The organism is Acidisphaera rubrifaciens HS-AP3 (genome assembly GCF_000964365.1).
In the GTDB taxonomy this organism is placed as follows: domain Bacteria; phylum Pseudomonadota; class Alphaproteobacteria; order Acetobacterales; family Acetobacteraceae; genus Acidisphaera; species Acidisphaera rubrifaciens.
The window spans coordinates 1-24,942 of sequence record NZ_BANB01000006.1 but is presented as its reverse complement, the minus strand read 5'-3'; the positions used below and the strand labels follow the sequence as shown (position 1 = coordinate 24,942).

Sequence of the window (24,942 nt, the reverse complement as noted above, 5' to 3'; positions counted from 1 at the left end):
CGGCTCGCGGTGCGCGAGCCGGTGGCGATCCGCGTCGATCTCCTGCTTGATCCCGCGGCGGACGCGGCGTTCCGGCTGGGCGATACCCGCCTCGGCGCCACGAGCTGGAGCGGTGAGGCGGCGGAGCGGCGCTGCACGACGGGGTTTATCTGAGGCGCTGCCTACGAACCGTCGTTGAGCCGCATCACGATGCCGCCGGCGGTGCGGATCATGTGCGTCTTGCGGTTGGCCTGCGACACCAGGCTTTTCTGCACGGTATCCGGCACGGCGCCGACGATGACCGGGCGGTCGGGATCGCCGTTGTGAAAGGCGACCAGCACCTGCGCGCCTGGGCGCAGCGGAAAATGTAGCCCCTCGTCCGGGCCGCCATAGGGCGCGAGCAGGCGCACGGGCGCCGAGGCCTGGCCCGGCGGATGCGTCGCCGGGTCGAACGCGAAGACGATGCGATAGAACCCGTTGGCGTCGACGTCCGACCAGCCCGTGGCCGCCCCGTCCACGACGGCGCGGACCAGCCCCGCGACGCTGGGCCAGGGCGTGCGCCGGGCCGGGCGGAACGGTACGGCGGCGGGGATGGCACGGAACGTGTTGCCATAGCCGCTGCCGGTGCGCGCCTCGCCCAGGATGAACTCCGCCCCCGCGACGGACTGCCACGCCTCGTGGCTGGCGGAGACGATGACGTATTGCCCGTCGACGCCGCCGGCGGGATGGCCGCTGAGGGTGAAGACATGTCCCGCCGCGACCGGCCCGACATCGGATGTCGCCTCCAGCACACGGCGCCCGGCGGCCGCCTCCTCCGCCCGGATGGTCGCGAGCGTGCGCCCCCAGGCGATGTCGGCGTAATGCTCGTCACCGGCGCTGACGATCTGGCCGACCCCGCCCGCGACCGGTGCCGAGGCCGTCAGAAGGGCGACGGCCGGGTTGGTCGGCGCCCATTCGTTGAGCTGCACCGTTTGCGCCACCACGGCGCTGGTGAGCGTGACGCCGCGCACGGCCGGCGCGGTATCGCCGGTCGCGATCCGCGGACGATAGGGCAGCGTGGCGGAGGATGCGCCCTGGCCACCGGCCCCGTCATCCCCGCCACCGGCCTGGAGCGTGGGGAAGCAGACATTGCTGTCGCCGAACAGCAGGCTTTCCGCGCCCTGCGTCTGATCGAGCACCCAGAAGATGCCGGAATCCTCGGCCAGCCGTGACAGGAAGTCGAGATCGGTCTCGTCGTACTGCACGACCATGTCGCGCGTCGGATAGGTCGTGGTCTTGAGGTCGAACCGCAGCGATTCCGGCGCCCGCGCCCCGATGCCGCTCGCGAGCACCTGGCTGATGACGCCGGCGACGTTGGCCGGCTGCTCCGTGCAGAAGACGCGGCTGCGGCGCGTATAGGCGAACAGGCGCAGCGCGGTCTCGATCGTCAGGCGATACCAGTAACGCCCCTGCGGCAGCACGCCCATCAGGGCGAAGCCGGTCACCAGGCCACTGAAGACGCGGCCGGGGCCGGTGCCGCGCAGGGTGATCGTGGCGGGCTTCTGCAACAGATCGGCGGGATCGACGTCGCCGCTGTCGGCGATCAGGTCCGTCACGACGCGCCAGCACGCGCTGACCGCCTCCTCCGCCTCCGCACGTACGGGCGTATGGTCACCCGGCCACGCGCCGCCGAGATCAAGCGTCAGCATTCCGGCCTCTCCGTTCCGCGGCGATCCGTTCGTCCGCGTCAGCGTGCCAGACGCCATGCGACGCGGGAAGCATCTGTTCAGCCAGCGCGGCGTGACGCAGACTGTCGCCGCGTGGAGAATGGCGGAGGCACACGATGCCCGAGTTTCTGACCACCGGCTGTATGCTGACCTGCTCGTTCGGGGTCACGCCGTCGGCGTTCGTGGCACTCGAACTGCCCGGCAAGCCGGTGATCATGGGCATGACGACCGCGACCTTCACCGAGATCATCCCGATCGACAACGTGCCGCCCTTCGGCATGTGCAGCAGCATCGCCAACCCGGAAGTGGCGTCGGCCACCGCCGCCGCGATGGGCGTGCTGACCCCGATGCCGTGCGTGCCGGTGATCGCCGAGCCATGGGACCCGCCATCGGAGAGCGTGTCGTTCGAGGGCATGCCGCTCGCGCTGGTCAGCAGCACATGCATGTGCGCCTGGGGCGGTGAGATCGCGGTCGACGTACCGGCGGAGTTCGTGGCGACGACCGAGACCTGACGGCTGGAAGCGGCCGGCATTGTCCGCGGCCCGTGCACGGGCCAACCGGCGACGCGGATCGCGCGGGTGCTTCCCGCGTCGCCTGCCATCTGGCACGGTGCGTTCGGATCGTTGCGGAACGGTGTAACCGGTAAGCCGACGCTTGATCGCGGCGACGGGTGGTGGGAGCCGATACGACCGCCCGTGCCGGCGCGCACGCGGCACAGACGGGAGATTGCGGGATGACGGACAGCCAGCTCACCACCTTCGCGCTCGGCATCCCGGCCCCGGGCCAGACGCAGCCAGCCTATATGTACACGCTCCGGCTCGGCGCCGCCGACCCGAAGGTCGACAACTATGTCGTCTACGGCGAGAACGGCAGCTACACGATGGCGGCCACGCCGACGGGCGACGACCCGCGGGCGAACGAAGGGATCGTGCTGTATTCATACGATAACTTCACGGTCTACAGCCCAAACACGCAATACATCGCGAACATCAAGGCGGACTGGTCAGCCGAAGCACTCAGCGCCACGGTCACCAATGGTCTCGTCTCCAATGCGTCGTATTCAAGCAAGGGACTGATTTCGACCTACGCCTCCGCTGCGCAGATGGCGATCAACGCCAGCGACCTCGTGAGTTTCAACGGCGGCAATACCATGACCGTGTGGGCGGGCAATGATGCCTCCACCGGTGTCGGTGGACTGTTGTGGTCGAATTACGGGGCGACGCAGAACATCTTCGGAGGTCAGATCGTCAACATCACGGCGGCCCCCGGCAACGGCGTCGTGATGAACGTGCAGGGTTGGGGAGAGGCCGCCCTGGCAAGCGCCTATGCCGTCTCCGCAGCGACATCAATCAAATTCTCGGTCGATCCGCTCGCTGTGGCGGCCGCCGGCACGCCCGCGCAAAAGTGGGCGGACGCACTGATGACAGCCTCGCTCGTCGTCGCGGGCGTTGCATCGATGCTGGCGGGCATCGAGGACGTGGGAATCGGCACCGCGCTCGACTTGATCGGCGCACCGACGATGGAGAATTACGACAAGATCAAGACGACGATGATAACGGCCGCGTCGGTATCCGCAGCATTGAGCAGCGTTATCGTCGCTTGTCAGATCGCGGCGATGGCCGCTGGCATTGTCGCAAGTCAGGCAGCGGGTTCGTCACTTGGCGGAACGGTCCCGTCATTTGAGATGACACCTACCTCGATCATGCTCGAGGCCGATGATGCAAATTTTTTGACTGTAACGGATGCTGGGATTTTGATGAGCGCGGCGCCGGGAACAACTATTACAGTTGATGGGGGCAGCAATTCGATCAAGACGCCGGCCATGCAAATCACCTCAGCTCAGTCAATCGTGCTGATGTGCGGCACGAGTTCGATCACTCTGATGCCTAATATCGTCCAAATTCGTGGAACGTCCGTTCAGGTAAATGGAGCAAATGTTCTTACAGGTTAAAGAAGAGCCCCTGCGGGTTTTATCCCTATGATTCTGGAAAATGCGACCGATTTTTCGGTGCTCTCGCTCGAAGCTGATGGTCATTTCCCACGGACCTCGTTGACCTTGATTCTAAAGGGTACTTTTGACCTTGTCCCCGGCGGCATCTGCACCCCGGCTAAGAAGCAACGGAAGGTCGTCAACGACAAAATCCATATGGACGATCTCGGCCGCAGCCTCGCCTGGGCCGGCGATCTGGCGCCCTACAAGCCGCACACGGACTTCCTGATACATGGGTCATGGCATGCCCCCGGCGGCGTGGCGGCGACGAACGGGCGTGCCGGCTTTGTCTTCGGACCGTTGCGCAAGGAGCTGCTGATCTCCGGTCCGCGCCTCGCGCGCCGCACCAAGGGTAACGGCGGATGGTTTGTGGGACCGACACAGCCGGTCACAACCGTTCCGCTTCGCTGGGAACTCAGCTATGGCGGGCTGTCGGATCGTCGTAACCCGATGGGCCGTGGTCTTGATGCCGTGACGTTGCCGGACGGCACGCAAGAACTCTGGCTGCCACAGATCGAGGACCCGATCCAACCGCTGATAGATCTGGAACAGAGGCCGACACCCGCCAACTTCGCGCCGGTGCCACGCAGCTTTGCGTTCAGGCACAAGAAACTCGGCACGCGCGATCGCCGTTGGGCGACGTTCCGCGCGCCGCTGCCGCCGCTCGATTACGATCCGAGCTTCCACAACGCGGCGCCTGAGGGACAGCAGGCCGCCAATTCGCCCGTGGGCACCGAGGAAATCACCCTCATCAACCTACATCCCAAGCATCCGCGACTCACCACGCGGCTGCCCGGCCTGCGCGCACAGGCCGCCGTCCTGCGCAAGCGCGGGGAGGAGGTGACGGCCGAGGCCGTGCCGATGCACCTGGATACCGTAGTGGCGCTGCCCGACGAGGAGCAACTTGTCCTCGTGTGGCGCGGCAACGTCCCGCTCGACGAAGACGAGGGGATGGACGGGTTGCTGACGGGCATCGTCGCGACGGAGCCGGTCGCCGGGCCACCGCTCGAACCCGATCTGCCGACCCGACTGCTGCGCGCTCACGCGGCAAACTTGCTGGAGGCGGCCGACAGAGCAGCGGTGCACGAGAAGCGCGCCGCCGCCGCCGCCGCCGCCGAGGCGGAAGCAGCGGCCGGACGCGCCGCGACGGAGGCACAGACCTTTGCGGAGATGCGAAAGATGGCGGCGAAAGCAAATTTCCCGCCCGAACTTCTGCAGGTCATCAGTACTGAGACCAACCCGGAAACCATCCTCCAGCATCTCGATGCGTTTGTTACCGCGACGTTCGCCGACATCGAGAAGCGCTTCCCCGGCCTGATCCCCAAGCCCCCCGCCTGAACCGCTACACCAGCGCCCCCGCCGCGCGCAGCGCCGCGATCTGCGTCTCGCTCAGCCCTAGGTCGCGCGCGATCTCCGCCCCGTGCGCCCCGACCGGCGGGAGGTCGTGGCGCAGGCCCGGGCGCTCGCCGTCGAACGAGATCGGCAGCGCCGGCAGCTTCGTCGCCGGGCCGCCCGGCACCTGCACCGGCACCAGCCCGCCCGCGGCGTTGAGGTGCGGATCGTCGAACAGTTCCGGCGGCGCCACCACCGGCGCATACGGCAGGCCAAGCGCGCCGAACCGCTCGACCAGCGCTGCGCGCGTGTGTGGCCGCAGCGCCTCGGCGATCAGCGGGATCGTGCGCGCCCGCGCCGCGCGCCGCGCCGCCTGCGTGCCCAGTTCCGGATCGGACAGCAGCGCGTCCAGTCCGAACGCCTCGCAGAACACCCGCCATTGCGTGTCGGTCACGACGCCGAGGAAAATCTGCCCGCCGTCGGCCGTGTCGAACAGGTCATAGACTGGCCAGGCGACGTCGCGCGTGCCCATCGGCTTCGGCGCCTGCCCGGTGATCGCGTATTGCGACATGTGCTGCGACACCAGAAGGGCGTTGTTCTCGAACAGCCCCGCCTGCACATGCCGCCCGCGCCCGGTGCGCGCGCGCTCGATCAGCGCCGCCAGCACGCCGATCGCCGCGAACGCGCCGCCCATGATGTCGTTGACGGATGATCCGGCCCGCATCGGCTTGCCCGGCAGGCCGGTCATATAAGAGAGACCGCCCATCACCTGCACGATCTCGTCCAGTGCCACGCGCGTGTCGTACGGCCCGGGCAGGAAGCCCTTGAGCGAACAGTAGATGAGCCGCGGATGCGCCGCCATCAGCGCGGCGGGGCCGAGGCCGAGCTTGTCCATCGCGCCGGGGCGGAAGTTCTCGCAGACCACGTCCGCCGTCGCGATCAGCCGGCGGGCGAGGTCCATGCCGCCCTCGCTCTTGAGGTCGAGGGCGATGCTGCGCTTGTTGCGGTTGAAGCTCGCGAAGAAGCCCGCCCCCGATCCGGTCAGCCGGCGCGTGTTGTCCCCGTCGGGCGCCGGCTCGACCTTGATCACGTCCGCGCCGAGATCGGCGAGCACGAGGCCGCAGCTCGGCCCCATCACCATGTGGACGAATTCGACGACGCGCACGCCCGCCAGCGGCTGCACGGTCATCAGGCGGCCCGCCGGAAGGTGCGCGGCAGCCCCGCCTTCGGCATCTGGCCGTGGATCGGCTCGTCCGGCAGCGCGGCATGCAGGATGGCGCGCGCCTCCAGCAGCCGATCGAAATCGATGCCCGTGGCATGGCCCATGCTCTCCAGCATGAACACCAGATCCTCGGTCACGATGTTGCCCGACGCGCCCGGCGCATAGGGACAGCCACCGAGGCCGCCGATGCAGGAGTCGAACGCCCTGATCCCCTCGTCCAGCCCGGCGAGCGCGTTGGCGATGCCGAGCCCCATCGTGTCATGCAGATGCAGCCGCTCCAGCCGCGCGCCGATCGCGGCCCGCACCGCGCGCACCGTGCGACGGATCTGCGCCGGATTGGCATACCCGACGGTATCGGCGAGCGCGATCGTGTCGGCGCCGGCCGCGGCCAGTCCCTCGGCGACGCGCAGCACGGCATCCAGCGGCACGACGCCGTCGATGGAACAGCCGAAGGCGGTGGAACACGCGGCCTCCACCGGGACCGGGCGGTCCTGCCCGCGCATCCACTCCGCGATGCGGGCCACCTCGGCGATCTGCTCGTCCGGCGTCTTGTTGATGTTGGCGCGGCTGTGCCCCTCGCTGACCGATACGGGGATGGTGATCTTGCCCGCCCCAGCCGCCAACGCCGCCTGCGCGCCGCGCAGGTTCGGCACCAGGGCGACCAGCACCGGACCGCCATGCGGGCCACCCAGGCCGACACTCGCGCGCAGGACGGCGTCGGTATCGGCCATCTGCGGGATCACGCGCGGCGGGACGAAGCTGCCGACCTCGATCTCCGGCAGGCCGGCGGCGGCGATCGCGGCGATCCAGCGCTGCTTGTCCGCCGTCGCCATGCGCGTCGCCGCCATCTGCAGCCCGTCGCGCGGGCCGACCTCGCGGACCGTTACAGCCTCGCCCATGATCCGTCTCCTTCACAGCCGCCGAATGTTCCGGCCGGAGCCTGCGTCCCGTCGCGCGCGCGTGCAAGCTGCCCGGCAACCCGGATTTCCGTCCGACGCCCGAACGTGTTGACCCCTTGCCTCACGCCGGGCGACATTGCGGAATTGTCAGACAGACCACGTCTCGGCATGGGGCGGGACCGTGACGGATCGACGATCCGTGCGGCCCGGCGCGCCCCATCCCGGCCGCTCCCGCGAGCGGCCCACCGGAAGGACCCTGCCCGCATGATGCGTCACGTGCTCATCGGCCGACGGCTTGCCATGGCCACGCTGTGCCTGCTGGCTGCCGTGGCACCGCAGGCCCGGGCACAGCGGCCGCCGGGCGGCCCGCCGGCGGTCGGCATCGTGCGCGTGGCCCGACGCGCCATTACCGAGACCAACGAGTTCGTCGGCCGTATACAGGCGACCAACCGCGTCGAGATCGTCGCCCGCGTCACCGCCTTCCTCGAAAAGCAGGCCTTCGTCGAGGGCGCGGAGGTCAAGAAGGGCGAGCTGCTGTACCTTCTGGAACAGCCCCCCTTCCAGGCCGACGTGGAGGCTAAGCGCGCCGCCGTCGCGCAGGCCAAGGCCCAGCTTGAGAACGCCAACATCACGCTCGGGCGCGCGCAGGCGCTGCTGCATACGCCCGCCGGCCAGCAATCCACCGTCGATAACGCACGCGCGACGCAGCTCTCCGACGCAGCCCAGGTGCTGAGCGCGCAGGCGCAGCTCGAGCAGTCGGAGATCAACCTCGGCTATACGGAGATCCGCTCGCCCATCGACGGCCGCATCGGCCGCACGTCGGTGACCATCGGCAACGTCGTCACCCCCTCGTCGCGCACGCTCACGACGATCGTGAGCCAGGACCCGATGTGGGTGGTCTTCCCGGTCTCCGAGCGCACGGTGATCGACCTGCTTCACAAATACGCGACCAAGGGCGGCTACAACGCGGTCGTCATCCGACTGCGCCTGCCCGACGGCAAGATGTATGGTCAGGCGGGAAAGCTTGATTTCGTCGACAACACGGTCTCGCCCACCACGGATACGGTGATCCTGCGCGGCACCATTCCGAACCCGCCCCTTCCGCTGCCGCGCGACCAGCAGACGATCCGGGCGCTGACGGACGGCGAGTTCGTCACGGTTCTGCTGGAAGGGGTCGAGCCGGTCGAGGTACTCTCGATCCCGCGCGCGGCGGTCCTTTCCGACCAGCAGGGCGACTACGTCTTCACGGTCAACAGCGCGAACAAGGTGGAGCAGCGGCGGGTGCAGCTCGGCCAGTCCACGCCCATGCTGGCGACGGTGCTCAGCGGCCTGAAGGACGGCGAGGAAGTGATCCTCGACGGGCTCCAGCGCGTGCATAACGGGCAGGTCGTCTCGCCGGGGCCGGCGGCCGAGCCGGCCGGACAGGCCGCCGCGGGTGCCGTGAACCAATGATCTCCAGCGTCTTCGTCGATCGGCCGCGACTTGCCATCGTCATCGCGATCGTCATCACGCTCGCGGGCGCGCTCTCGCTCGCCCGCATCCCGGTGGCGCAGTTTCCGGACATCGTGCCGCCGCAGGTGACGGTGACGGCGAACTATCCCGGCGCCTCGGCCGAGACCGTCGAGCAGGCGGTCGCGCAGCCGATCGAGGCGCAGGTCGTGGGCGTCGACAAGTCGATCTACATGAAGTCCGTCAGCGGCAATGACGGCAGCTATACGCTGACCACGAGCTTCGAGCTCGGGACCAACCCCGACATCGACACGGTCAACGTCAACAACCGCGTGCAGACGGCACTGTCGCAGCTTCCGTCCGAGGTCCAGCTCCAGGGCCTGACGGTGCAGAAGAAATCGTCGTCGGTGCTGCAGTTCATCATCTTCTACAGCGACGATCCGAAGCTCGATTCGCTGTTCGTCACCAACTACGTCATCATCAACATCCTCGATCAGATCTCGCGCACGCCGGGCGTCGGGCAGGCCAGCCTGTTCGGCAAGATGAACTACTCGATGCGCATCTGGTTCGACACCAACCGCCTGACGAACCTCAACCTTTCGCCCACCGACATCATCAACGCCATCCAGTCGCAGAACGTCGTGGCGCCGATCGGGCGCATCGGCGCCCGGCCGATCGGGCCGGACCAGCAGTTCCAGCTCAACCTGCAGACGCGGGGACGTCTCGTCACCGCCGACCAGTTCAGGAACATCATCATTCGGGCCAATCCCGACGGATCGGTCCTGCGGGTCGGCGATGTCGCCCGCGTCGAGCTCGGCGCGCAGAACGAGGACAGCGAAAGCCGCATCGACGGGCGCTCCGGCGTGCCGATCGGCGTCTATCTCTCGCCCGGCGCCAACGCCGTCGCGACGGCCAAGGCGGTGGCCCAGACGATCGACCGCCTGCGCAGCCGGTTCCCCCCCGGCATCCACGCGCTCGTGATGTACGACAGCACGACCTTCGTCACCGACACGATCCACGAGGTCATCAAGACCCTGCTGGAAGCCTTCGTCCTGGTCGTGCTGGTCGTGTTCCTGTTCCTCGGCAACCTGCGCGCGACGATCATTCCGACCGTCGCCGTGCCGGTGAGCCTGATCGGCGCCTTCGCCTTCCTGATGTCGCTCGGCTTCTCCGCCAACACGGTCTCCCTGCTCGCGATGGTGCTGGCGATCGGCATCGTCGTCGATGACGCGATCGTCGTGGTCGAGAATGTCGAGCGGGTCATGGAGGAAGAGCCCGACCTGACCCCGGCCGAGGCGACCAAGAAGGCGATGCGGCAGATCACCGCGCCGATCATCGCCATCACCCTGGTTCTGCTGTCGGTCTTCGTGCCGATCGGCTTCATCCCCGGCCTGTCGGGCACCCTGTTCCGGCAGTTCGCGGTGACCATCAGCAGCGCGATGCTGATCTCCGCCATCAACGCGCTGACGCTTTCGCCCGCGCTGTGCGCCGTGTTCCTGCGCAACACCGGACCCAAGCGCGGGATCATGGGCCGCGTCATGCGCGGCATCGACCATGTCCGCGACGGCTATGCGAGCGTCGTGCGGCGCCTGGTGCGGGTCGGCGTGCTGTCGCTCGTGCTGGTGGCCGGGTTCGCGGTCGCGATCTTCCTCCTCGGCGCGCGCACGCCGACCGGCTTCCTGCCGGAGGAGGATCAGGGCGCGTTCTTCGTCGCGGTCCAGCTGCCGGATGGCGCCTCCGTCGCCCGCAGCAGCGCCGTGTCGGCCCGCGTCGAGGCGATCCTGCGCAAGATGCCGCAGGTCGAGCATGTCCTGTCGATCATCGGCTTCTCGCTGCTCGACGGGGCCGAGGAGCCGAACAACGCCTTCGTGGTCGCGCGGCTCAAGCCCTTTGCCGACCGCAGCGGGGCGGCGGATTCGGCACAGGCGCTGATCGGCCAGACATTCGGCGCGGTGCAGCAGATCCGCAGTGCGACGATCTTCCCGTTCAACCTGCCGCCGATCCTCGGCCTCTCCACCAGCGGCGGCTTCGAATACGAGCTGGAGGCGCTGGAGGGTCAGGATCCGAAGGTGATCGGCAGCGTCATGCACGGGCTTGTGGCCGCCGCCAACGCGGACCCCAAACTCGCCCGCGTCTTCTCGACCTTCACCGCCACGAACCCGTCGATCTATCTCGACATCGACCGCGAGAAGGCCCAGGCGCTGGGCGTCAACATCAACGACATATTCACCACGCTCTCCGCCACGTTGGGCGGCATCTACATCAACAACTTCAACCTGTTCGGGCGTACCTGGCAGGTGAACCTCGAGGGCGAGGCGGCCGACCGGCGCGACATACGCAACATCTGGCAGGTGTATGTCCGCAACAGCAGCAACCAGATGGTGCCGATGCGGTCGCTGGCGAGCATACGCATCGTGACGGGGCCGCAGGTCATCACGCGCTACAACAACTACCGCGCGGTGCCGATCAACGGCAGCCCGGCCCCTGGCGTGTCGTCGGGTGACGCGCTGGCCGCGATGGCGGCGGTGTCGGATCGCACCTTGCCGCGCGGCTATGCGTTCGAGTGGACCGGCACGGCGTATCAGGAACAGCTCGCGAGCGGGCAGACGGGCATCATCCTCGCCCTCGCCGTGCTGTTCGCCTACCTGTTCCTGGTCGGCCTCTATGAAAGCTGGGTCATCCCGGTTCCCGTCCTGCTGTCCGTCACCGTGGGCGTCGCGGGATCCTTCGTGGCGATCCTGCTGTCGGGCCTGTCGCTCGACCTGTACGCGCAGATCGGTCTCGTGGTGCTGATCGCGCTGGCGGCGAAGAACGGCATCCTGATCATCGAGTTCGCCAAGGATCAGCGCGAACGCGGCCTTGCGATCCGCGACGCCGCCATCCTCGGCGCGCAGCAGCGGTTCCGGGCGGTGATGATGACCTCTATCGCCTTCATCCTCGGCCTCGTGCCGCTGGTGTTCGCCCATGGCGCGGCCGCCCTCTCGCGTCGCGGCGTCGGAACGGCGGTGTTCGGCGGCATGATCGCGGCCAGCAGCATCGGCATCTTCATGATCCCGATGCTCTATGTGACGTTCCAATCGGCGCGCGAGCGGGTCAAGGCACGCTTCGGTCGCCGGCGGGCGCCGGCGGTCCGGCCTCACGTGTCCGCCGGCGACGACTGAGCCGACGGCCGGCCGCCGCGACGTGGCGCCCCTTGGAGTCACGCCGGGGCGCCGCACATGCTAGGATATCCATGATCACGCCAGCGTTCAGGAGAGCCAGATGACGAAGTTCGGCCTCGCACAGCCCGTCCGCCGGGTGGAAGACCCGCGGCTGCTCAAGGGCAGCGGCCGCTACACCGACGACATCAACCTGCCGGGAATGCTGTACGGACATGTTCTGCGCAGCCCGCACGCGGCGGCGCGCATTGTCTCGATGGATACGACGGCCGCCGCGGCGACGCCGGGGGTGAAGGCCGTCTATACGGTCGCCGACCTCAAGGCGGCGGGGATCGGCCCGCTGGTCTGCGCCATCCCGCTGAAGAACCGCGACGGCAGCGACCGGGCGAATCCGCCGCGCATGGCGCTCGCGGACGGCGCGGTCCGGCATGTCGGCGATCCGGTCGCCTTCGTGGTGGCGGAGACGCCGCAGGCGGCGCGCGACGGCGCGGAGGCGGTCGCGGTCGACTATGACCTGCTGCCGGCCAACACCGACCTCGCGGCGGCGTCCGATGCGGACACCCCGCTGGTCTGGCCCGACATCGCCCGCAACATCTGCTTCGACTGGGAGATCGGCGACAAGGCCGCGACCGATGCGGCCTTTGCCGAGGCGGCGCACGTGACCCGGTTGCAGGTCATCAACAACCGCATCGTCGTCAACTCGATGGAGGCGCGCGCCTGCATCGCCGACTACAGTGGCGAGTCCGGCCGCTGGACCCTGTACGCGAACACGCAGGGCGGCTGGGTGCTGAAGCAGCTGCTCGGACAGGCGGTGTTCAAGGTCGATCCCAACAAGTTCCGCCTGATCACGCCGGACGTCGGCGGCGGCTTCGGCATGAAGCTGTTCCTGTATCCCGAGCATGTGCTGACCTGCTTCGCCTCGCGCGCGCTCGGCGCACCGGTGAAGTGGGCGAGCGACCGGGGCGAGGCGTTCCTGTCGGACACGCAGGGCCGCGACAACATCACGCTGGGCGAGCTGGCCGTCGACAAGGACGGGCGCTTCCTGGCGCTGCGGTCGCGCAACGTCGCCAACATGGGCGCCTATCTGTCCACCTTCGCCCCGTTCATCCCGACCGGCGCCGGCACCGGCGTGCTCGCCAGCGTCTACGGGTTCAAGGCGGTCTATGCGAACGTCATCGGCGTGTTCACGAACACGGTGCCGGTGGACGCGTATCGCGGCGCCGGGCGGCCGGAGGCGAATTATCTCGTCGAGCGGCTGATCGACGCCGCCGCGGTCGAGCTTGGGATCGACCGCGCGGAGATACGCCGGCGCAACATGGTTCCGCCGAGCGCGATGCCGCACAAGACGCCGGTCGGCAAGCTCTACGACAGCGGCGACTTCGTCACCGTGCTCGACGCGGCGCTGGCGAAGATGGACTGGGCGGGTTTCCCGGCGCGACGCGCCGAGGCGGCCAAGCGCGGCAAGCGGCGCGGCATCGGCCTGTCGTACTATCTCGAGGCGACCGGCGGCGCGCCGAGCGAGCGGGCGGAGATCCGCTTCGCCGATGACGGCTTCGTGGACGTGTTCGTCGGCACGCAGTCCACGGGTCAGGGGCACGAGACGGCTTATACGCAGCTCGTGTCCGTCGAGCTTGGCGTGGACGGCGAAAAGATCCGCATCTTCCAGGGCGATACCGATACCATCCCGACCGGCGGCGGCACCGGCGGCGCCCGCAGCCTGTATTCCGAGGGACAGGCCATCCTCGCGACCACCGCGGTGGTGCTGGAACGCGGCAAGAAGGCGGCGTCCGAGGCGCTGGAAGCCGCCCCCGCCGACATCGTGTTCGAGGATGGTGTGTTCACCATCGTCGGCACCGACCGCGCCATCGACATCATCGGCCTCGCGGTCGCACAGCGCGCCCGCGCCGCCAAGGGCGAGGACGTGACCACGCTCGACGCCGCCGAGGTGGCGGAGATCAAGGCCCACACCTTCCCCAACGGCTGCCACATCGCCGAGGTCGAGGTCGATCCCGACACCGGCACCGTCGACGTGGTCCGCTATGCGGTGACGGACGACGTAGGCCGCGCGATCAACCCGCTCGTGGTGCGTGGACAGGTGCATGGCGGCGTCGCCCAGGGCTTCGGCCAGGCGGTGCTGGAGCGCACCGCCTATGACAGCGGCTCCGGCCAGCTGCTGACCGGCAGCCTGATGGATTACTGCCTGCCCCGCGCCTATGACCTGCCGGATATCGAGGTCGATTTCATCGAGGTGCCCTGCGCGTCCAACCCGCTCGGCGTGAAGGGCGCGGGCGAGGCGGGCGCGGTCGGCAGTCCGCCGGCCGTGATGAACGCCATCGTCGACGCGCTGCGCCCGGTCGGCGTCACGCATCTCGACATGCCGGCCACGCCGGAAAGCGTGTGGCAGGCGATCAGCCGGGCGAAGGCAGCCTGATCCGCCGGCGCGTCTGCGCGAGGACAAGGCCGGCGGCAATCAGCGCGATGCCGCCGGCGTGATACCAACGGGGCTGCTCGCCGAGGAAAACCACGGCGAGCAGACTGCCGAACATCGGCACCAGATGCAGGGACTGCCCCGCGCGCGCGCCGCCGATCAGCTCCACGCCCCGGTTGAAGAACAGATAGGCCAGCAACGCCGGAAAGATGGCGACGAACAGCACCGCGACCACGGTGGCCGGGGTTACGTTCGCCACCGGCCCGTGCGCCTGTTCGATCACCACCGCCGGGATCAGCATCGCCGCCCCCAGCGCGAAGGTGGTCGCGAGAAAGCTCAGCGGATGCACCGCCGGCCGGCGCCGCAGCAACACGGCATACAACGCATAATCCGTCATGCCCGCGAGGATGAATCCGTCGCCACGGTTGATATGCAGGCGCAGCAGATGCACCAGCGCGCCCTGTGTCACGATCACCGCGACCCCGGCGAGCGAGATCACCAGCCCCGCCGTCTGCCGCCCGCTCGGCCGCTCGCCGAACAGCGCATAGGCCCAGACCAGCACCAGCAGCGGCGTGATCGACTGGAACAGCAGCCCGTTGAGCGCGACGGTCGTGGTCAGCCCGTAGTACACCAGCGTGTTCTGGATCGTGATGCCGGTCAGCGACAGCAGGAGCATGATCCGCCACGACGCCAGCAGGGCGCCGCGATCGTGCCAGACCCGCCGCCACGCAAAGGGGGTGAGGAACACAAGCGCCACGCACCAGCGCAGCCATGCCAGGGTGATCGGCGGGATATGCCCGGCCAGCGCCCGGCCGATGACCACGTTGCCGCTCCAGAACAGCGCGGCGAGCGGCAGCAGCAGCCACGCCCGATCCCATAACCCGCCGATACCCCCTCCGCCGGGCTTGTAAACGCCGCCGGAGACCTTAGAACAAACAGGCAACTACGATCTCCCGCCGATCGAACCGGGGCACGGCATGGACCTTCTGGACAAGCTCAGCCTGCTCGCGGACGCCGCGAAATACGATGCGTCCTGCGCGTCGTCCGGCACCGACCGGCGCCATTCGCTGGGCCGCGCGGGCGGCATCGGCTCGACCGAGGGCATGGGCATCTGCCACGCCTATGCGCCGGACGGCCGCTGCATCAGCCTGTTGAAGATCCTGCTGACCAATGCGTGCATCTATGACTGCCTCTATTGCATCAACCGGCGTTCGTCCAACGTCCGCCGCGCCCGGTTCACGCCGGAGGAAGTCGTCACGCTCACGCTGGGCTTCTATCGCCGCAACTGTATCGAAGGTCTGTTCCTGTCGTCCGGCATCATACGCAGCCCGGACTACACGATGGAGCAGGTCGTCCGGGTGGCGCGGCTGCTGCGCGACACGCACGGGTTTCGCGGCTACATCCACCTGAAGACGATACCGGACGCCGATCCCGCCCTGCTGGCCGAGGCCGGGCGGCTCGCGGACCGGCTGTCGATCAACGTCGAGCTGCCGCGCGCCGACAGCCTCGGCACGCTCGCGCCGGAGAAGGATCTGCCGGGCATCCGCCGGACCATGGCGCGGCTGCGCACCCGCATCGACGCCGGGCGGGAGCGCGGCGCACCCCGCTTCGCCCCCGCCGGGCAAAGCACGCAGATGATCGTTGGCGCCGACGACTCGACCGACCGGCATATCCTGACGTCCGCCACCAACCTCTACGGCAGCTACGGACTGCGGCGCGTGTATTATTCGGCCTACAGCCCGATCCCCGATGCATCCGCCCGCCTGCCGTCGCGTGCGGCGCCGCTGCTGCGCGAACACCGGCTGTATCAATCGGACTGGCTGCTGCGCTTCTACGGCTACGGGCTCGACGAACTGCCGCTGGAGGATGACGGCAATCTCGACCTCGCGCTCGACCCGAAGCTTGCCTGGGCGCTGCGCCACCGCGGCATGTTTCCCGTCGATCTCAACGCCGCCGATCGTGCGGTCCTGCTGCGCGTGCCGGGCCTCGGCGTGAAGTCGGTGGGCCGCATCCTGCAGGCGCGCCGGCATCGGCGGCTGCGCATGGGCGATCTCGCGCGGCTGCGGCTTCCGCTCGCCAAGCTCGCGCCCTTCGTGGTCACGGCGGATCACCGTCCGCGCACGCTCGACCGCGCCGATCTTCGCGCGCGTCTGGTGCCGCCGCCGGCCCAGCGCGACCTGTTCGCCTGACGGCGCGCATGCCCGGCGTGGTGCTCGCGCACGAGACGGACTGGGACGGATTCCGCGCCGCGACGCGCGCGCACGTGCTGGCCGGCACCCCGGCGGAGGACCTCGTCTGGTCGGTGCGCGCCGCCGATGATCTGTTCGCGGAGACGGCACCGCTGCCGGCGCCCGAGGGCACGTTCAGCGTCCCCCGGGCGCTGGTGGACCTGGCGGAGACGGTGATCCAGGCGCGCGAGCCGGCGCGCTTCGCGCTGCTGTATGCGCTGATTCACCGCGTGCATGGCGGCGAGCGGCATCTGCTGGAACAGACGACCGACCCGGCGGTGCACCGCGCGCAGCGCCTCGCGCAGGCGGTGCGGCGCGACACGCACAAGATGCGCGCGTTCCTGCGGTTCCGCGCCGTCACGGAACCGGAAGGATTGCGTCACATCGCGTGGTTCGAGCCCGACCACTACATCGTGGAGGCGAACGCGCCGTTCTTCGCCCGCCGCTTCGCCACCATGCTGTGGTCGATCCTGACGCCGTACCGCAGCGCGCACTGGGATGGCGAGGCGGTGACGTTCGGCCCAGGCGCACAGGCGCAGGATGTGCCGGATGACGACGCGCTGGAGGCGTACTGGCGCGCCTATTTCAGCGCGATCTTCAACCCCGCACGGCTCAAGACCGGCGCGATGCTGTCGGAGATGCCGCGCAAATACTGGCGCAACATGCCGGAGACCGCCGTGATCCCCGACCTCGTACGCGCCGCCGCCGCGCGCACCGACACCATGCTGTCACAGACGCCACGCGCGCCGCGCCCGTCGCGCGCCCCCGCAGGCGCATCGCCCGGCGGCGATCCGGCGGCGCCGTCCCCTCTCGCCCGCGCCGCCGCGGAGGCGGCCGAGTGTCGTCGCTGCGCCCTCTGGCAGCCGGCGACCCAGACCGTGTTCGGCGAGGGGCCGGCGCGGGCGGCGGTGATGTTCGTCGGCGAACAGCCCGGCGATCAGGAAGACCTCGCCGGACGCCCGTTCGTGGGCCCCGCCGGTCAGCTGTTCGACCGCGCGCTCGACGAGGCGGGGATCGATCGCCGTCTCGTCTACGTCACGAATGCGGTGAAGCACTTCAAGTTCGAGCCGCGCGGCCGACGGCGCATCCATCAGAAGCCGGAGGCGCCCGAGATCGAGGCGTGCCGCCACTGGCTGTCCATCGAACGGGATGCCGTCGCCCCGCGTCTGCTGGTGATGCTGGGTGCCACGGCGGCGCGCGCCGTGCTCGGTCGCGTGGTCACCATCTCGCGCGAGCGCGGCCGCGCCTTCGCGCTCGACGGCGGCGCGCGCGGCTTCATCACCGTGCATCCGTCGTTTCTCCTGCGCCTGCCGGACGAGGCGGCGAAGGCGCGGGAATATGCCGCCTTCGTGGCCGACCTGCGCGCGATCGCCGAGATCGGCGGCGACGATATCCGCGCCGGAATGTAATGCGGGCTGCATCCGCCCGCGCGCGTCGCGGGTAGTGCAGGCGGCGGCCGGAATCGGCCGCGGCACACAGGAGGTTCCACCCATGAAGCGCTCGCTCGCGATCGCCGCCCTGATCGCAGGCCTCGCGGCTCCCGCCTTCGCCGCAACGGTGATGGTCGGCGGTCAGCCCATGTATCCGAACAAGAACATCGTCGAAAACGCGGTCAACTCCGCCGACCACACGACGCTGGTCGCCGCGGTGAAGGCCGCGGGCCTGGTGGACACGCTGGAGGGCAAGGGCCCGTTCACCGTCTTCGCCCCCACCAACGCGGCGTTCGCGGCCCTGCCCGCCGGCACCGTCGAGACGCTGCTCAAGCCCGAGAACAAGCCGACGCTGGTGAAGATCCTCACCTATCACGTCGTGCCCGGGCGCCTCACGGCGGCGGAGCTGATGCACAAGATCAGGGCCGGCCACGGCGAGGCCACGCTGAAGACGGTCTCCGGCGGCACGTTGACCTTGACGATGAACGGGCCGCACAACATTCAGGTGAAGGATGAGAAGGGCGATGTGGCAGACATCATTGTCTATGACATCCTGCAGTCGAATGGCGTGATTTACTCGATCGATCACGTTCTGCTGCCGGGCTGACATACCTCGGCGCAGACCACCGGTTTCGATCGGCGGCCTCGGACATCTGGTCCGGGGCCGTTATTTTTTCAGCTCACGCCACGGCCCCTGAGGCGCCGCACAGCGGACGCCGCGCGCCTGCCCCCGCATGCGGCCGGCGCGGTTATCGTGCTGTCGTGGATGTCAGCGGAAGGGGGCGAGCTGGCCGGCGTAGACGACCGGGCCGGTGGGCGCGCCGGTAGGCGAGCCGCCCTTGGGCTCCATGCTGATGAGCAGCTTGGTCGCCGGCGTGTCAAAGGCGCGCGCCTGCACGTGGCGGCCGCTCTCCGGCAGCACGCCGAGCGAGACTGGCACGGTGGTGCCTTTCGCCAGCGCCCACAGCTCCAGATCCTTGGCGGGAGCGACCGCGACCTGTCCGGTCGGACGGATCAGGATGGACCCGTCCGCCTGCACCTGTGCGAGGAAGACGGCGCCGCTCGATCCCGCCGCGGTCAGGACGGCGGTCAGGCGCGGGGCGGCCGGTTCCAGATAGGCCAGCGCCGCGAAGCCCGCGGCCACCGCCATTGCCGCCGCGGTGGTCGCGCGCCAGAACGACGTGCTGCGCCACACGCGCCGCGCCATCGACGGCGGCCGTACGACGACGCCGCCGGGCAGGTCGGCCAGGATACGTTCCAGCAGCCCCGCCGGCGGGGAGGCCGGCGCGATCGCCGTCGCGATGGGGGCGAGCAGCGTCTCCCACTCCTGCACCGCCGCGGCGAGGCCAGGCTCCGACAGGAGGGCGCGATCGACCGCCGCCCGCTCTGCTCCGTCGAGCACGCCGAGCACGTATTCCGCCGCCCGCATGTCGCGGTCGTCGGGGCCGTCGTCGTGCACGCCGCTCATGGTTGCAGGCACCTGCGCAGACCCTGCAGTCCGCGCCGGATGGAGGATTTGACCGTGCCGAGCGGCAGGCGCAGGCGAGCCGCCAGTTCGGTGTGGGTGATCCCGTCCATGAAGGCCAGTATCACCAGCTTGCGCTTCTCCTCGTCGAGCTCGCCGAGGCAGCGGCGCAGCGCCTCCGCCTCGCGCGAGCGCGACAGCCGCGACAGCGCATCCTCGGCGTCGTCCTCCTGCTCGGGCATCTCGACGCCCGTCACCTCCCGCGCGTTGCGCCGCGCGAGGTCGAGCGCACGGTTGCGCACGATGCTGACAAGCCACGCCTCGGCGCTGCCGCGTGCCGGATCGAACTGGCCGGCCCGGCGCCACACGTTGATGAAGGCGTCGTGGACGGCATCGGACGCGAGCGCCTGCTGGCGGGTGATGCGCAGCGCGATGCCGTAAAGCCGGTCGCCCTGGGTCTCATACAGGCGACGCAGCGCCAGACGATCCCCGCCGGCGCAGCGCTGCAGTAGACTGCCCGGATGATCGGGGGTCTCGGATGTGACGCTGGCGTCGTACACGGCGGCCTCGTGGCAGCGCAGGGCGGCATGTGGCCGCCTGCGTGTCGCCGGACCATACTCCGCCGCCGCGCCTGCCAACAAGCCGCCGCCCCGACCCCAATCCGCTGCGAGAACTGCCTCCATGGACAACTTACGTGGCGCCCGGGCGGGCGGATGCGCCGCGTGCAGAACGTTCGCCCCGGTCGCCGCGCGGCTGCAACCATTCGACAAACACCGTGACTTGGCAGCCGGCGGCGCCGGCGCGACAAGCGGGCTCGGCAGCGAGGAAGGCTTCATCATGTCCGCACACACGCGCACCCTGCCGACGCCCGACCCCTCGGCGGCCGGCACCCCGCCCCGCGCCCGGCTGCGGACGGGCCTTTCCGGGATGCTCCTTGTGGGCGTCTGCCTGTGCGCGATCCCGGCGGCCGCGCAGGACTACAGCTATCCGACCGCCCTGCCCCATGGCGCCGCCCCGTCAACGCCGCCGGCGGTACGGCCCGGTCATATCCCGGGCGTCGGGCCGTCCTATCCGTCGTCCGCGCAATCCAGCAACATCTCGCCCTACGACACCCGCTCGGCGATCGCGCCGCGCCTGCCGACACCGGCGGCCGGGGAGGATGGGGCGCCGCGGCGCTTTCTGATCGACGCCCGCCGCGCGCTTGCCGCCGGTCGCACGGGCGAGGCGCAGGAGGCGCTGGAACGGGCCGAGACGCGGTTGCTCGACCGCTCGACGCCCGCCTTCGTCACGAATCAGCCGAGCCGGCGGCCCCTGGTGGGCGCGATCCATGCGGCGCTGCAGGCCCTGTCGGCCGGCGATCGCGCGCGGGCCCTGTCCATCGTCGACGGGGCGCTCGCCCGCACCGGGCCGCCGCGCGCCGGGATGCCGCGAGGGGGGGTGCCGCAAGGGGGGATGCCGCGAGCCGGGATGCCATATGGTCAGCCGGGGGCTCAGCCGGGGGCGGGCGCCGGCATGCCGCCCTATCCCTCGTCCTACCCGCCGGGACCCTATGGCGGCCCGTATTCCCCCCGGCCCTATCCCTACCCGGCTCCCTATCCGCCGCCGTCGGGCGACTGACCCGGGTCGGCGACGGCGCGGGCGCGTCCGGCGTCGGAGCGGTTCTGCAGGATGCCGGCGATGCCGACGACCCGGCCTTTTTCGTTGCGGGTGATCGCACCGTAGCAGATGACATCGCGCACCGGCCGGTCCGGGACGAACAGGCGAAAGGCGATATCGAACCGTTCGCGATGCTCGCTCAGCGCGTCCTGCAGGAGGCCGCGCACCCGCACCAGGTCATCGCGATGCACCGTCTTCAGCCACACCTCCAGCGGGAGGGCCGCCAGATCGGCCGGGAGACCGAACTCGTCGTTGCGCGCCGGGTGCCAGCGCACCTCGCGCGCCACCAGGTCCACCCACCACGGCAGGATCAGGCCGTTGTCGATCGCGACGACGAGTTGCTGCGCCGCGGCCTCGGCCCGCGCCTCGGCCTCGCGACGCTCGTGGATGTCGCTCAGCATGCCGACCCATTCGGTCACGCGGCCGTCGGCGCCGAGCACCGGCACGCCGCGGCTGCGGAACCACCGCCACGCCCCGTCCCGGCGGCGCACCCGGTACTCCACGACGAAATCCATCTTGGTGAGGAGGCAGTTCTGCCACAGGCCGGGCAGCGCGACGCGGTCCTCGGGATGCACCGCGGACAGCCAGCCGAACCCCTCCAGCCCGGCGGGGGACATGCCGGTGAAATCGGCCCACTCGGCCTGTCCGCCGGACAGGCGCCCGCTCGCGTCCGCGAGCCAGATGATCGACGAGGACGCGAGAACCAGGGCGCGGTAGCGGCCCTCGCTGACGCGAAGCGCCTGGGCGGCCCGCGCCCGCTCGGCGACGGCCCAGGCCCGCTCGGCCACTTCCTCGATCAGGTTGCCGCAGTCGCGCAACCACATCCGCGGCTGGTCGCCGTGCAGGAACACGACCACTGCCGCCCGGCCGTCGCGCATCAGCGGCACGGAGGCGGCGGACCGGACCTCGCTCCCCCGGCTTTGCGGACCGACCGTCGCGAACGGCGAGGTGGCGACGTCGTCAACCAGCACCGGGCGCCCGGAGCTGACCGCGGCCGCGAAGGCGCTGTCGGCGGCGAGATCGTGCAGCCCCTCGATGCTCGGCAGCCGGTCGCTCCAGTCATGCGCGACGTAGACATGCTGACCGTCCGGCAGCATCTGCGCGAAACCCGCGCGGGCCACGCCGTAGAAGCGCCCCAGCGCCTCTGACGTCGCCACCAGCACCTCGCCGGGATCGTTCAGCACGCGCAGCGTGTCGGTGAGATGAGCGAGCAGCTGCGCACGTTGCAGTTGCAACTGCCGCTCGGTTACGTCCTCGGCGACGCCGACCGCTTCGATGACACGGCCAGCGTCATCCAGCACCGGCCATCCCCGGTCGCGTATCCAGCGCACACCGCCATCCGGCCGAACGATGCGATAGATGCAATCATAGGTGGCAGAACGCCCCTGGATCAGCGGCAGCAGCGCGCGGTCGCGCGTGGCACGGTCTTCCGGCAGGATGGCATCCCGCCAAATCTCCTGCGCCGCCCGCAGGTCGCCGGCGCCGCGGCCCCAGATCCGTTCGAAGCCCGCCCCGATATGCAGGAGTTGCTGCGTCGCGGTGTCGACGATCCAGAACACATCCCGCGCGCCGCCCGCGAGATAGCGCAGCGCCGCTTGGCGGCGGGACGAACGGTCAGCGTCGCCAGAGGAGCTTATCCCGGCGGTGGCCACCATCTCGCATCCCGACAATACTTTGACCAAAGATAGGTTGTTCCAAACCGACTGAAAAGTCATTGCGGGCGAGACGACCGTGACCGTAACGCGAGACTGGCATCATACCGTCAACGGACCAAATCCGCTACATCACTTGCGCACGATCGCGGCTGCGTACGGTCATGCGATGGTGCTCCCGCCGATGAACCGTCGCACCGCGGCGATGAATACGTCGAGCTGGTCATGATGCACCCAATGGCCGGCATGCGGCACGCGCAGGAGTTCCGCGTCGCGGAACAGCGGCAACCACCCCTTGGCCGCCGGGTCCGGCAGGCGCGTCTCTTCGCCATATACGTGCATGATAGGGCAGGTAATTGCCCGCCACAATGCTTCCAGTTCCGCCATGGTCACGTCATGCGGCGCGAAGGCACGGACGTAATTGTCGAATTTCCAACTGAAACTGCCGTCTTCGTTCTGATTAACGCCATGCTGCGTCAGATACAGCGCTTGCGCCGGCGATAGATGTTTGTTCTCCTCCTGCATGCGTCGAAAGGCATCCTCGATCGACGCGTAACGGCGCGGCAGGCGGCCGGCGAGACCGCGCGTGCGGTCGATCCAGGCCCGCAGATGCGCCCCGATATCGGCCTCCGCGCCGTCATGCGCGCGGGCCGGCGGCGGCCAGACACCCTCGATGGCGACGAGCCTGCGCACATGGTCCGGATAGAGGCCGGCATAGCGCAGCGCGATATGCGCGCCGAGCGAATGCGCGATGATGGTGAGAGGCGCGAGCTTCTGCTGATGTATCAGTTGCGCGAGATCATAGACAAAGGCGGAGACGGCATAGTTGCCGTCCGGTGACCAGGCGCTGTCGCCGTGGCCGCGCAGATCGGGTGCGACGATATGCCAGTCGCCGCGCAGTGCCTCGGCCACCCAGTCCCAGTTGCGGCAATGGTCGCGCCCGCCATGCAGCAGCAGCAGCGGCGGCGCGTCGGGATTGCCCCAGTCGACGTAATGCAGCCGCAGACGCTGCGAGAAATAGATGCGCGAGGTGGGGCCGGGGATCAGCGGGTTCATGCGTGGACGTTACCAGCGCCCGCCGCCGGGCGGGTAGCCGGATCAGCGCCCGAGCAGCCGGCCGCCGAACGCCTCGTTGAGACCGACCACGATGCCGACCGCGACGATGTGGACACACAGATCCGTGGCCGAGGCGTCGAACGGGTGCACGAACCACAACAGGCTCGCCGCCGCCGAGGCGACCGCGAGGCCGCCCATCATCGCCGTCAGTCGCGGCCGCAACGGGGCCGCCCGCCGCAGCATCACGATCAGCAGCGCCGAGAGCGGCAGGGACATGCCGAGGATGAAGCGCAGGCATGCGATCGTCTCCGCCGCCTCGGGCACGTGCGACGCGGGCGCAAGCACCGTGCGCAGGCAGCCGAGACCGCTCGCCCCGATCCACAGCGCCGCCGCCGGCAGCGGCAGCAGCGCCCAGGCCCGGCTCCGGTCCGGCAGGCTGATCGCGAAGGCCGCGAGGGTCGCCAGCACCGCCGTCGCCGTCGAGCCGATCGCGGCCAGCATCAGGTCGGGTGCGCCCAGAAGGCGCCGGGCGATCGGCTCCAGCGGCACGAGGCAGGCGAGCAGCGTGCCGATCGCCAGCACCACGGCGAGGAAGCCCGTCGCCCGCACGAACGGCGGCCACAGCCGGCGGACCGGCGGCAGGTCTGCGGCGAGCGCGTCGATCAGGCGGTCGTTCGGGATCACGTCAGCCATCGGTCCCGTCCTCGGCCAGCAGCCGGCGCAGCGAGCGCAGACCGCGATGCAGGCTGACCTTCAACGCCACCTTCGTCTTGTTCGCCGCGGCCGCGGCCTCCGTCAACGAGAGTTCGGACAGGGCAAGATGCTCGACCGCCTCGCGCTGGCCATCCGGCAGGCGCGCGACGGCCGCCCGCACGCGCGCGGCGATCTCGCTGCGCACCAGCCGCGTGTCGGGCGCGTCGCCGCCGTCGGGATGGGCCTCGTAGTCGTCCCCCGCCGGCGCCTCGCGGCGCCCGCGCGTGCCGCTGCGGCGCAGCAGATCGATCGCCCGGTGGCGCGCGATGCCGGCGATCCAGGCGTCGAACGAACGGGCTGGGTCGTAGGTATGGCGCACCCGATGCAAGGTCAGCAGCACATCCTGAACGGCATCCTCCACCGCGTCGGGCGGAACCCCCTGACGCCGGACGACGCTGCGCACCAGGGGCAGGCAGTCGCGCAGGAGCGCGGCATAGGCGGCGCCGTCGCCGGCCTGCGCCGCGGCCATCCACCCGGCGCGGCGCTCATCGGCACGTGCCGCAGCCTCCGCCGGTCCGGCCGCTCCGTCCCGGGCGTCC

At 69.6% G+C, this 24,942-nt stretch carries 20 protein-coding genes; 10 read left to right on the top strand and 10 right to left on the bottom strand.

What is annotated here, in order from left to right:
• Positions 1-161: 161 nt before the first annotated feature.
• Positions 162-1,667 (bottom strand): type VI secretion system Vgr family protein, encoded by a 1,506-nt coding sequence (locus B8460_RS00175; protein ID WP_048859548.1) that lies wholly within the window; start codon positions 1,665-1,667, stop codon positions 162-164.
• 134 nt (positions 1,668-1,801) lie between these two features.
• Between B8460_RS00175 and B8460_RS00170 the strand changes: the two genes are divergently transcribed.
• The 3 genes from B8460_RS00170 to B8460_RS00160 all read left to right on the top strand — a co-directional run bounded on the left by B8460_RS00170 (position 1,802) and on the right by B8460_RS00160 (position 5,013).
• Positions 1,802-2,197 carry a DUF4280 domain-containing protein gene (locus B8460_RS00170; RefSeq protein ID WP_048859547.1) on the top strand — a complete coding sequence of 132 codons (396 nt, stop codon included), beginning with the start codon at positions 1,802-1,804 and terminating at the stop codon, positions 2,195-2,197.
• Between the two features lie 221 nt (positions 2,198-2,418).
• Complete coding sequence (locus tag B8460_RS00165) at positions 2,419-3,636, top strand: hypothetical protein (protein WP_048859546.1); 1,218 nt, start codon at positions 2,419-2,421, stop codon at positions 3,634-3,636.
• A 27-nt stretch (positions 3,637-3,663) separates the two neighbouring features.
• Positions 3,664-5,013, top strand: coding sequence for a DUF2169 family type VI secretion system accessory protein (locus B8460_RS00160; protein ID WP_084623030.1), 1,350 nt, complete (start codon positions 3,664-3,666; stop codon positions 5,011-5,013).
• A gap of 4 nt (positions 5,014-5,017) precedes the next feature.
• Here the strand turns inward: B8460_RS00160 and B8460_RS00155 are convergent, their stop codons facing one another.
• Together B8460_RS00155 and B8460_RS00150 are read right to left on the bottom strand one after the other, a co-directional pair.
• The gene (locus B8460_RS00155) at positions 5,018-6,196 is read right to left on the bottom strand and encodes a CaiB/BaiF CoA transferase family protein (RefSeq protein WP_048859544.1); all 1,179 of its coding nucleotides are present in this window, start codon (positions 6,194-6,196) and stop codon (positions 5,018-5,020) included.
• A complete protein-coding gene (locus tag B8460_RS00150; RefSeq protein ID WP_048859543.1) occupies positions 6,196-7,128 on the bottom strand; it encodes a hydroxymethylglutaryl-CoA lyase in 933 nt (310 codons plus the stop codon). Before B8460_RS00150 ends, B8460_RS00155 begins: the two co-directional genes overlap by 1 nt.
• 276 nt (positions 7,129-7,404) lie before the next feature.
• Between B8460_RS00150 and B8460_RS00145 the strand changes: the two genes are divergently transcribed.
• The 3 genes from B8460_RS00145 (at position 7,405) to B8460_RS00135 (ending at position 14,166) form a co-directional block, all read left to right on the top strand.
• Entirely contained in the window at positions 7,405-8,580 is a 1,176-nt protein-coding gene (locus tag B8460_RS00145) for an efflux RND transporter periplasmic adaptor subunit (protein WP_199445491.1), read from the top strand.
• Complete coding sequence (locus tag B8460_RS00140) at positions 8,577-11,738, top strand: efflux RND transporter permease subunit (protein WP_048859541.1); 3,162 nt, start codon at positions 8,577-8,579, stop codon at positions 11,736-11,738. Before B8460_RS00145 ends, B8460_RS00140 begins: the two co-directional genes overlap by 4 nt.
• A 100-nt stretch (positions 11,739-11,838) precedes the next feature.
• Positions 11,839-14,166 (top strand): xanthine dehydrogenase family protein molybdopterin-binding subunit, encoded by a 2,328-nt coding sequence (locus B8460_RS00135; RefSeq protein ID WP_048859540.1) that lies wholly within the window; start codon positions 11,839-11,841, stop codon positions 14,164-14,166.
• On the opposite strand, the gene B8460_RS00130 is transcribed toward B8460_RS00135, so the two are convergent.
• Positions 14,144-15,106 carry a DMT family transporter gene (locus tag B8460_RS00130; protein ID WP_084623027.1) on the bottom strand — a complete coding sequence of 321 codons (963 nt, stop codon included), beginning with the start codon at positions 15,104-15,106 and terminating at the stop codon, positions 14,144-14,146. The genes B8460_RS00135 and B8460_RS00130 overlap by 23 nt on opposite strands.
• Positions 15,107-15,140: 34 nt before the next feature.
• Here B8460_RS00130 and B8460_RS00125 point away from each other — a divergent pair, with 34 nt between their 5' ends.
• From B8460_RS00125 to B8460_RS00115, 3 genes are read left to right on the top strand one after another with little or no spacing between them, the layout of a single operon-like run.
• Positions 15,141-16,352: a putative DNA modification/repair radical SAM protein gene (locus B8460_RS00125; protein ID WP_048859539.1), complete on the top strand. Its 1,212-nt coding sequence runs from the start codon at positions 15,141-15,143 to the stop codon at positions 16,350-16,352.
• An 8-nt stretch (positions 16,353-16,360) separates the two neighbouring features.
• Positions 16,361-17,800, top strand: a complete 1,440-nt coding sequence (locus tag B8460_RS00120) for a UdgX family uracil-DNA binding protein (RefSeq protein WP_048859538.1) — start codon at positions 16,361-16,363, stop codon at positions 17,798-17,800.
• A 34-nt stretch (positions 17,801-17,834) separates the two neighbouring features.
• A complete protein-coding gene (locus B8460_RS00115; protein WP_307188604.1) occupies positions 17,835-18,428 on the top strand; it encodes a fasciclin domain-containing protein in 594 nt (197 codons plus the stop codon).
• 162 nt (positions 18,429-18,590) lie between these two features.
• On the opposite strand, the gene B8460_RS00110 is transcribed toward B8460_RS00115, so the two are convergent.
• Both B8460_RS00110 and B8460_RS00105 read right to left on the bottom strand, forming a co-directional pair.
• A complete protein-coding gene (locus tag B8460_RS00110; protein WP_048859537.1) occupies positions 18,591-19,289 on the bottom strand; it encodes an anti-sigma factor in 699 nt (232 codons plus the stop codon).
• Positions 19,286-19,846, bottom strand: a complete 561-nt coding sequence (locus B8460_RS00105; RefSeq protein WP_048859536.1) for a sigma-70 family RNA polymerase sigma factor — start codon at positions 19,844-19,846, stop codon at positions 19,286-19,288. The genes B8460_RS00110 and B8460_RS00105 overlap by 4 nt, the downstream gene beginning before the upstream one ends.
• A 277-nt stretch (positions 19,847-20,123) precedes the next feature.
• On the opposite strand from B8460_RS00105, the gene B8460_RS00100 reads away from it, so the two are divergent.
• A complete protein-coding gene (locus B8460_RS00100) occupies positions 20,124-20,903 on the top strand; it encodes a hypothetical protein (protein ID WP_148360174.1) in 780 nt (259 codons plus the stop codon).
• On the opposite strand, the gene B8460_RS00095 is transcribed toward B8460_RS00100, so the two are convergent.
• From B8460_RS00095 to B8460_RS00080, 4 genes are all read right to left on the bottom strand, one after another.
• Positions 20,879-22,597 (bottom strand): PAS domain-containing protein, encoded by a 1,719-nt coding sequence (locus B8460_RS00095; protein ID WP_048859534.1) that lies wholly within the window; start codon positions 22,595-22,597, stop codon positions 20,879-20,881. The two genes, B8460_RS00100 and B8460_RS00095, sit on opposite strands and share 25 nt — an antisense overlap.
• A gap of 159 nt (positions 22,598-22,756) precedes the next feature.
• Entirely contained in the window at positions 22,757-23,650 is an 894-nt protein-coding gene (locus B8460_RS00090; RefSeq protein ID WP_048859533.1) for an alpha/beta fold hydrolase, read from the bottom strand.
• A 42-nt stretch (positions 23,651-23,692) separates the two neighbouring features.
• A complete protein-coding gene (locus B8460_RS00085) occupies positions 23,693-24,343 on the bottom strand; it encodes an NrsF family protein (RefSeq protein ID WP_048859532.1) in 651 nt (216 codons plus the stop codon).
• The coding region (locus tag B8460_RS00080) for an RNA polymerase sigma factor (protein ID WP_048859531.1) at positions 24,336-24,942 on the bottom strand (607 nt) is incomplete at its 5' end. The genes B8460_RS00080 and B8460_RS00085, both read right to left, overlap by 8 nt.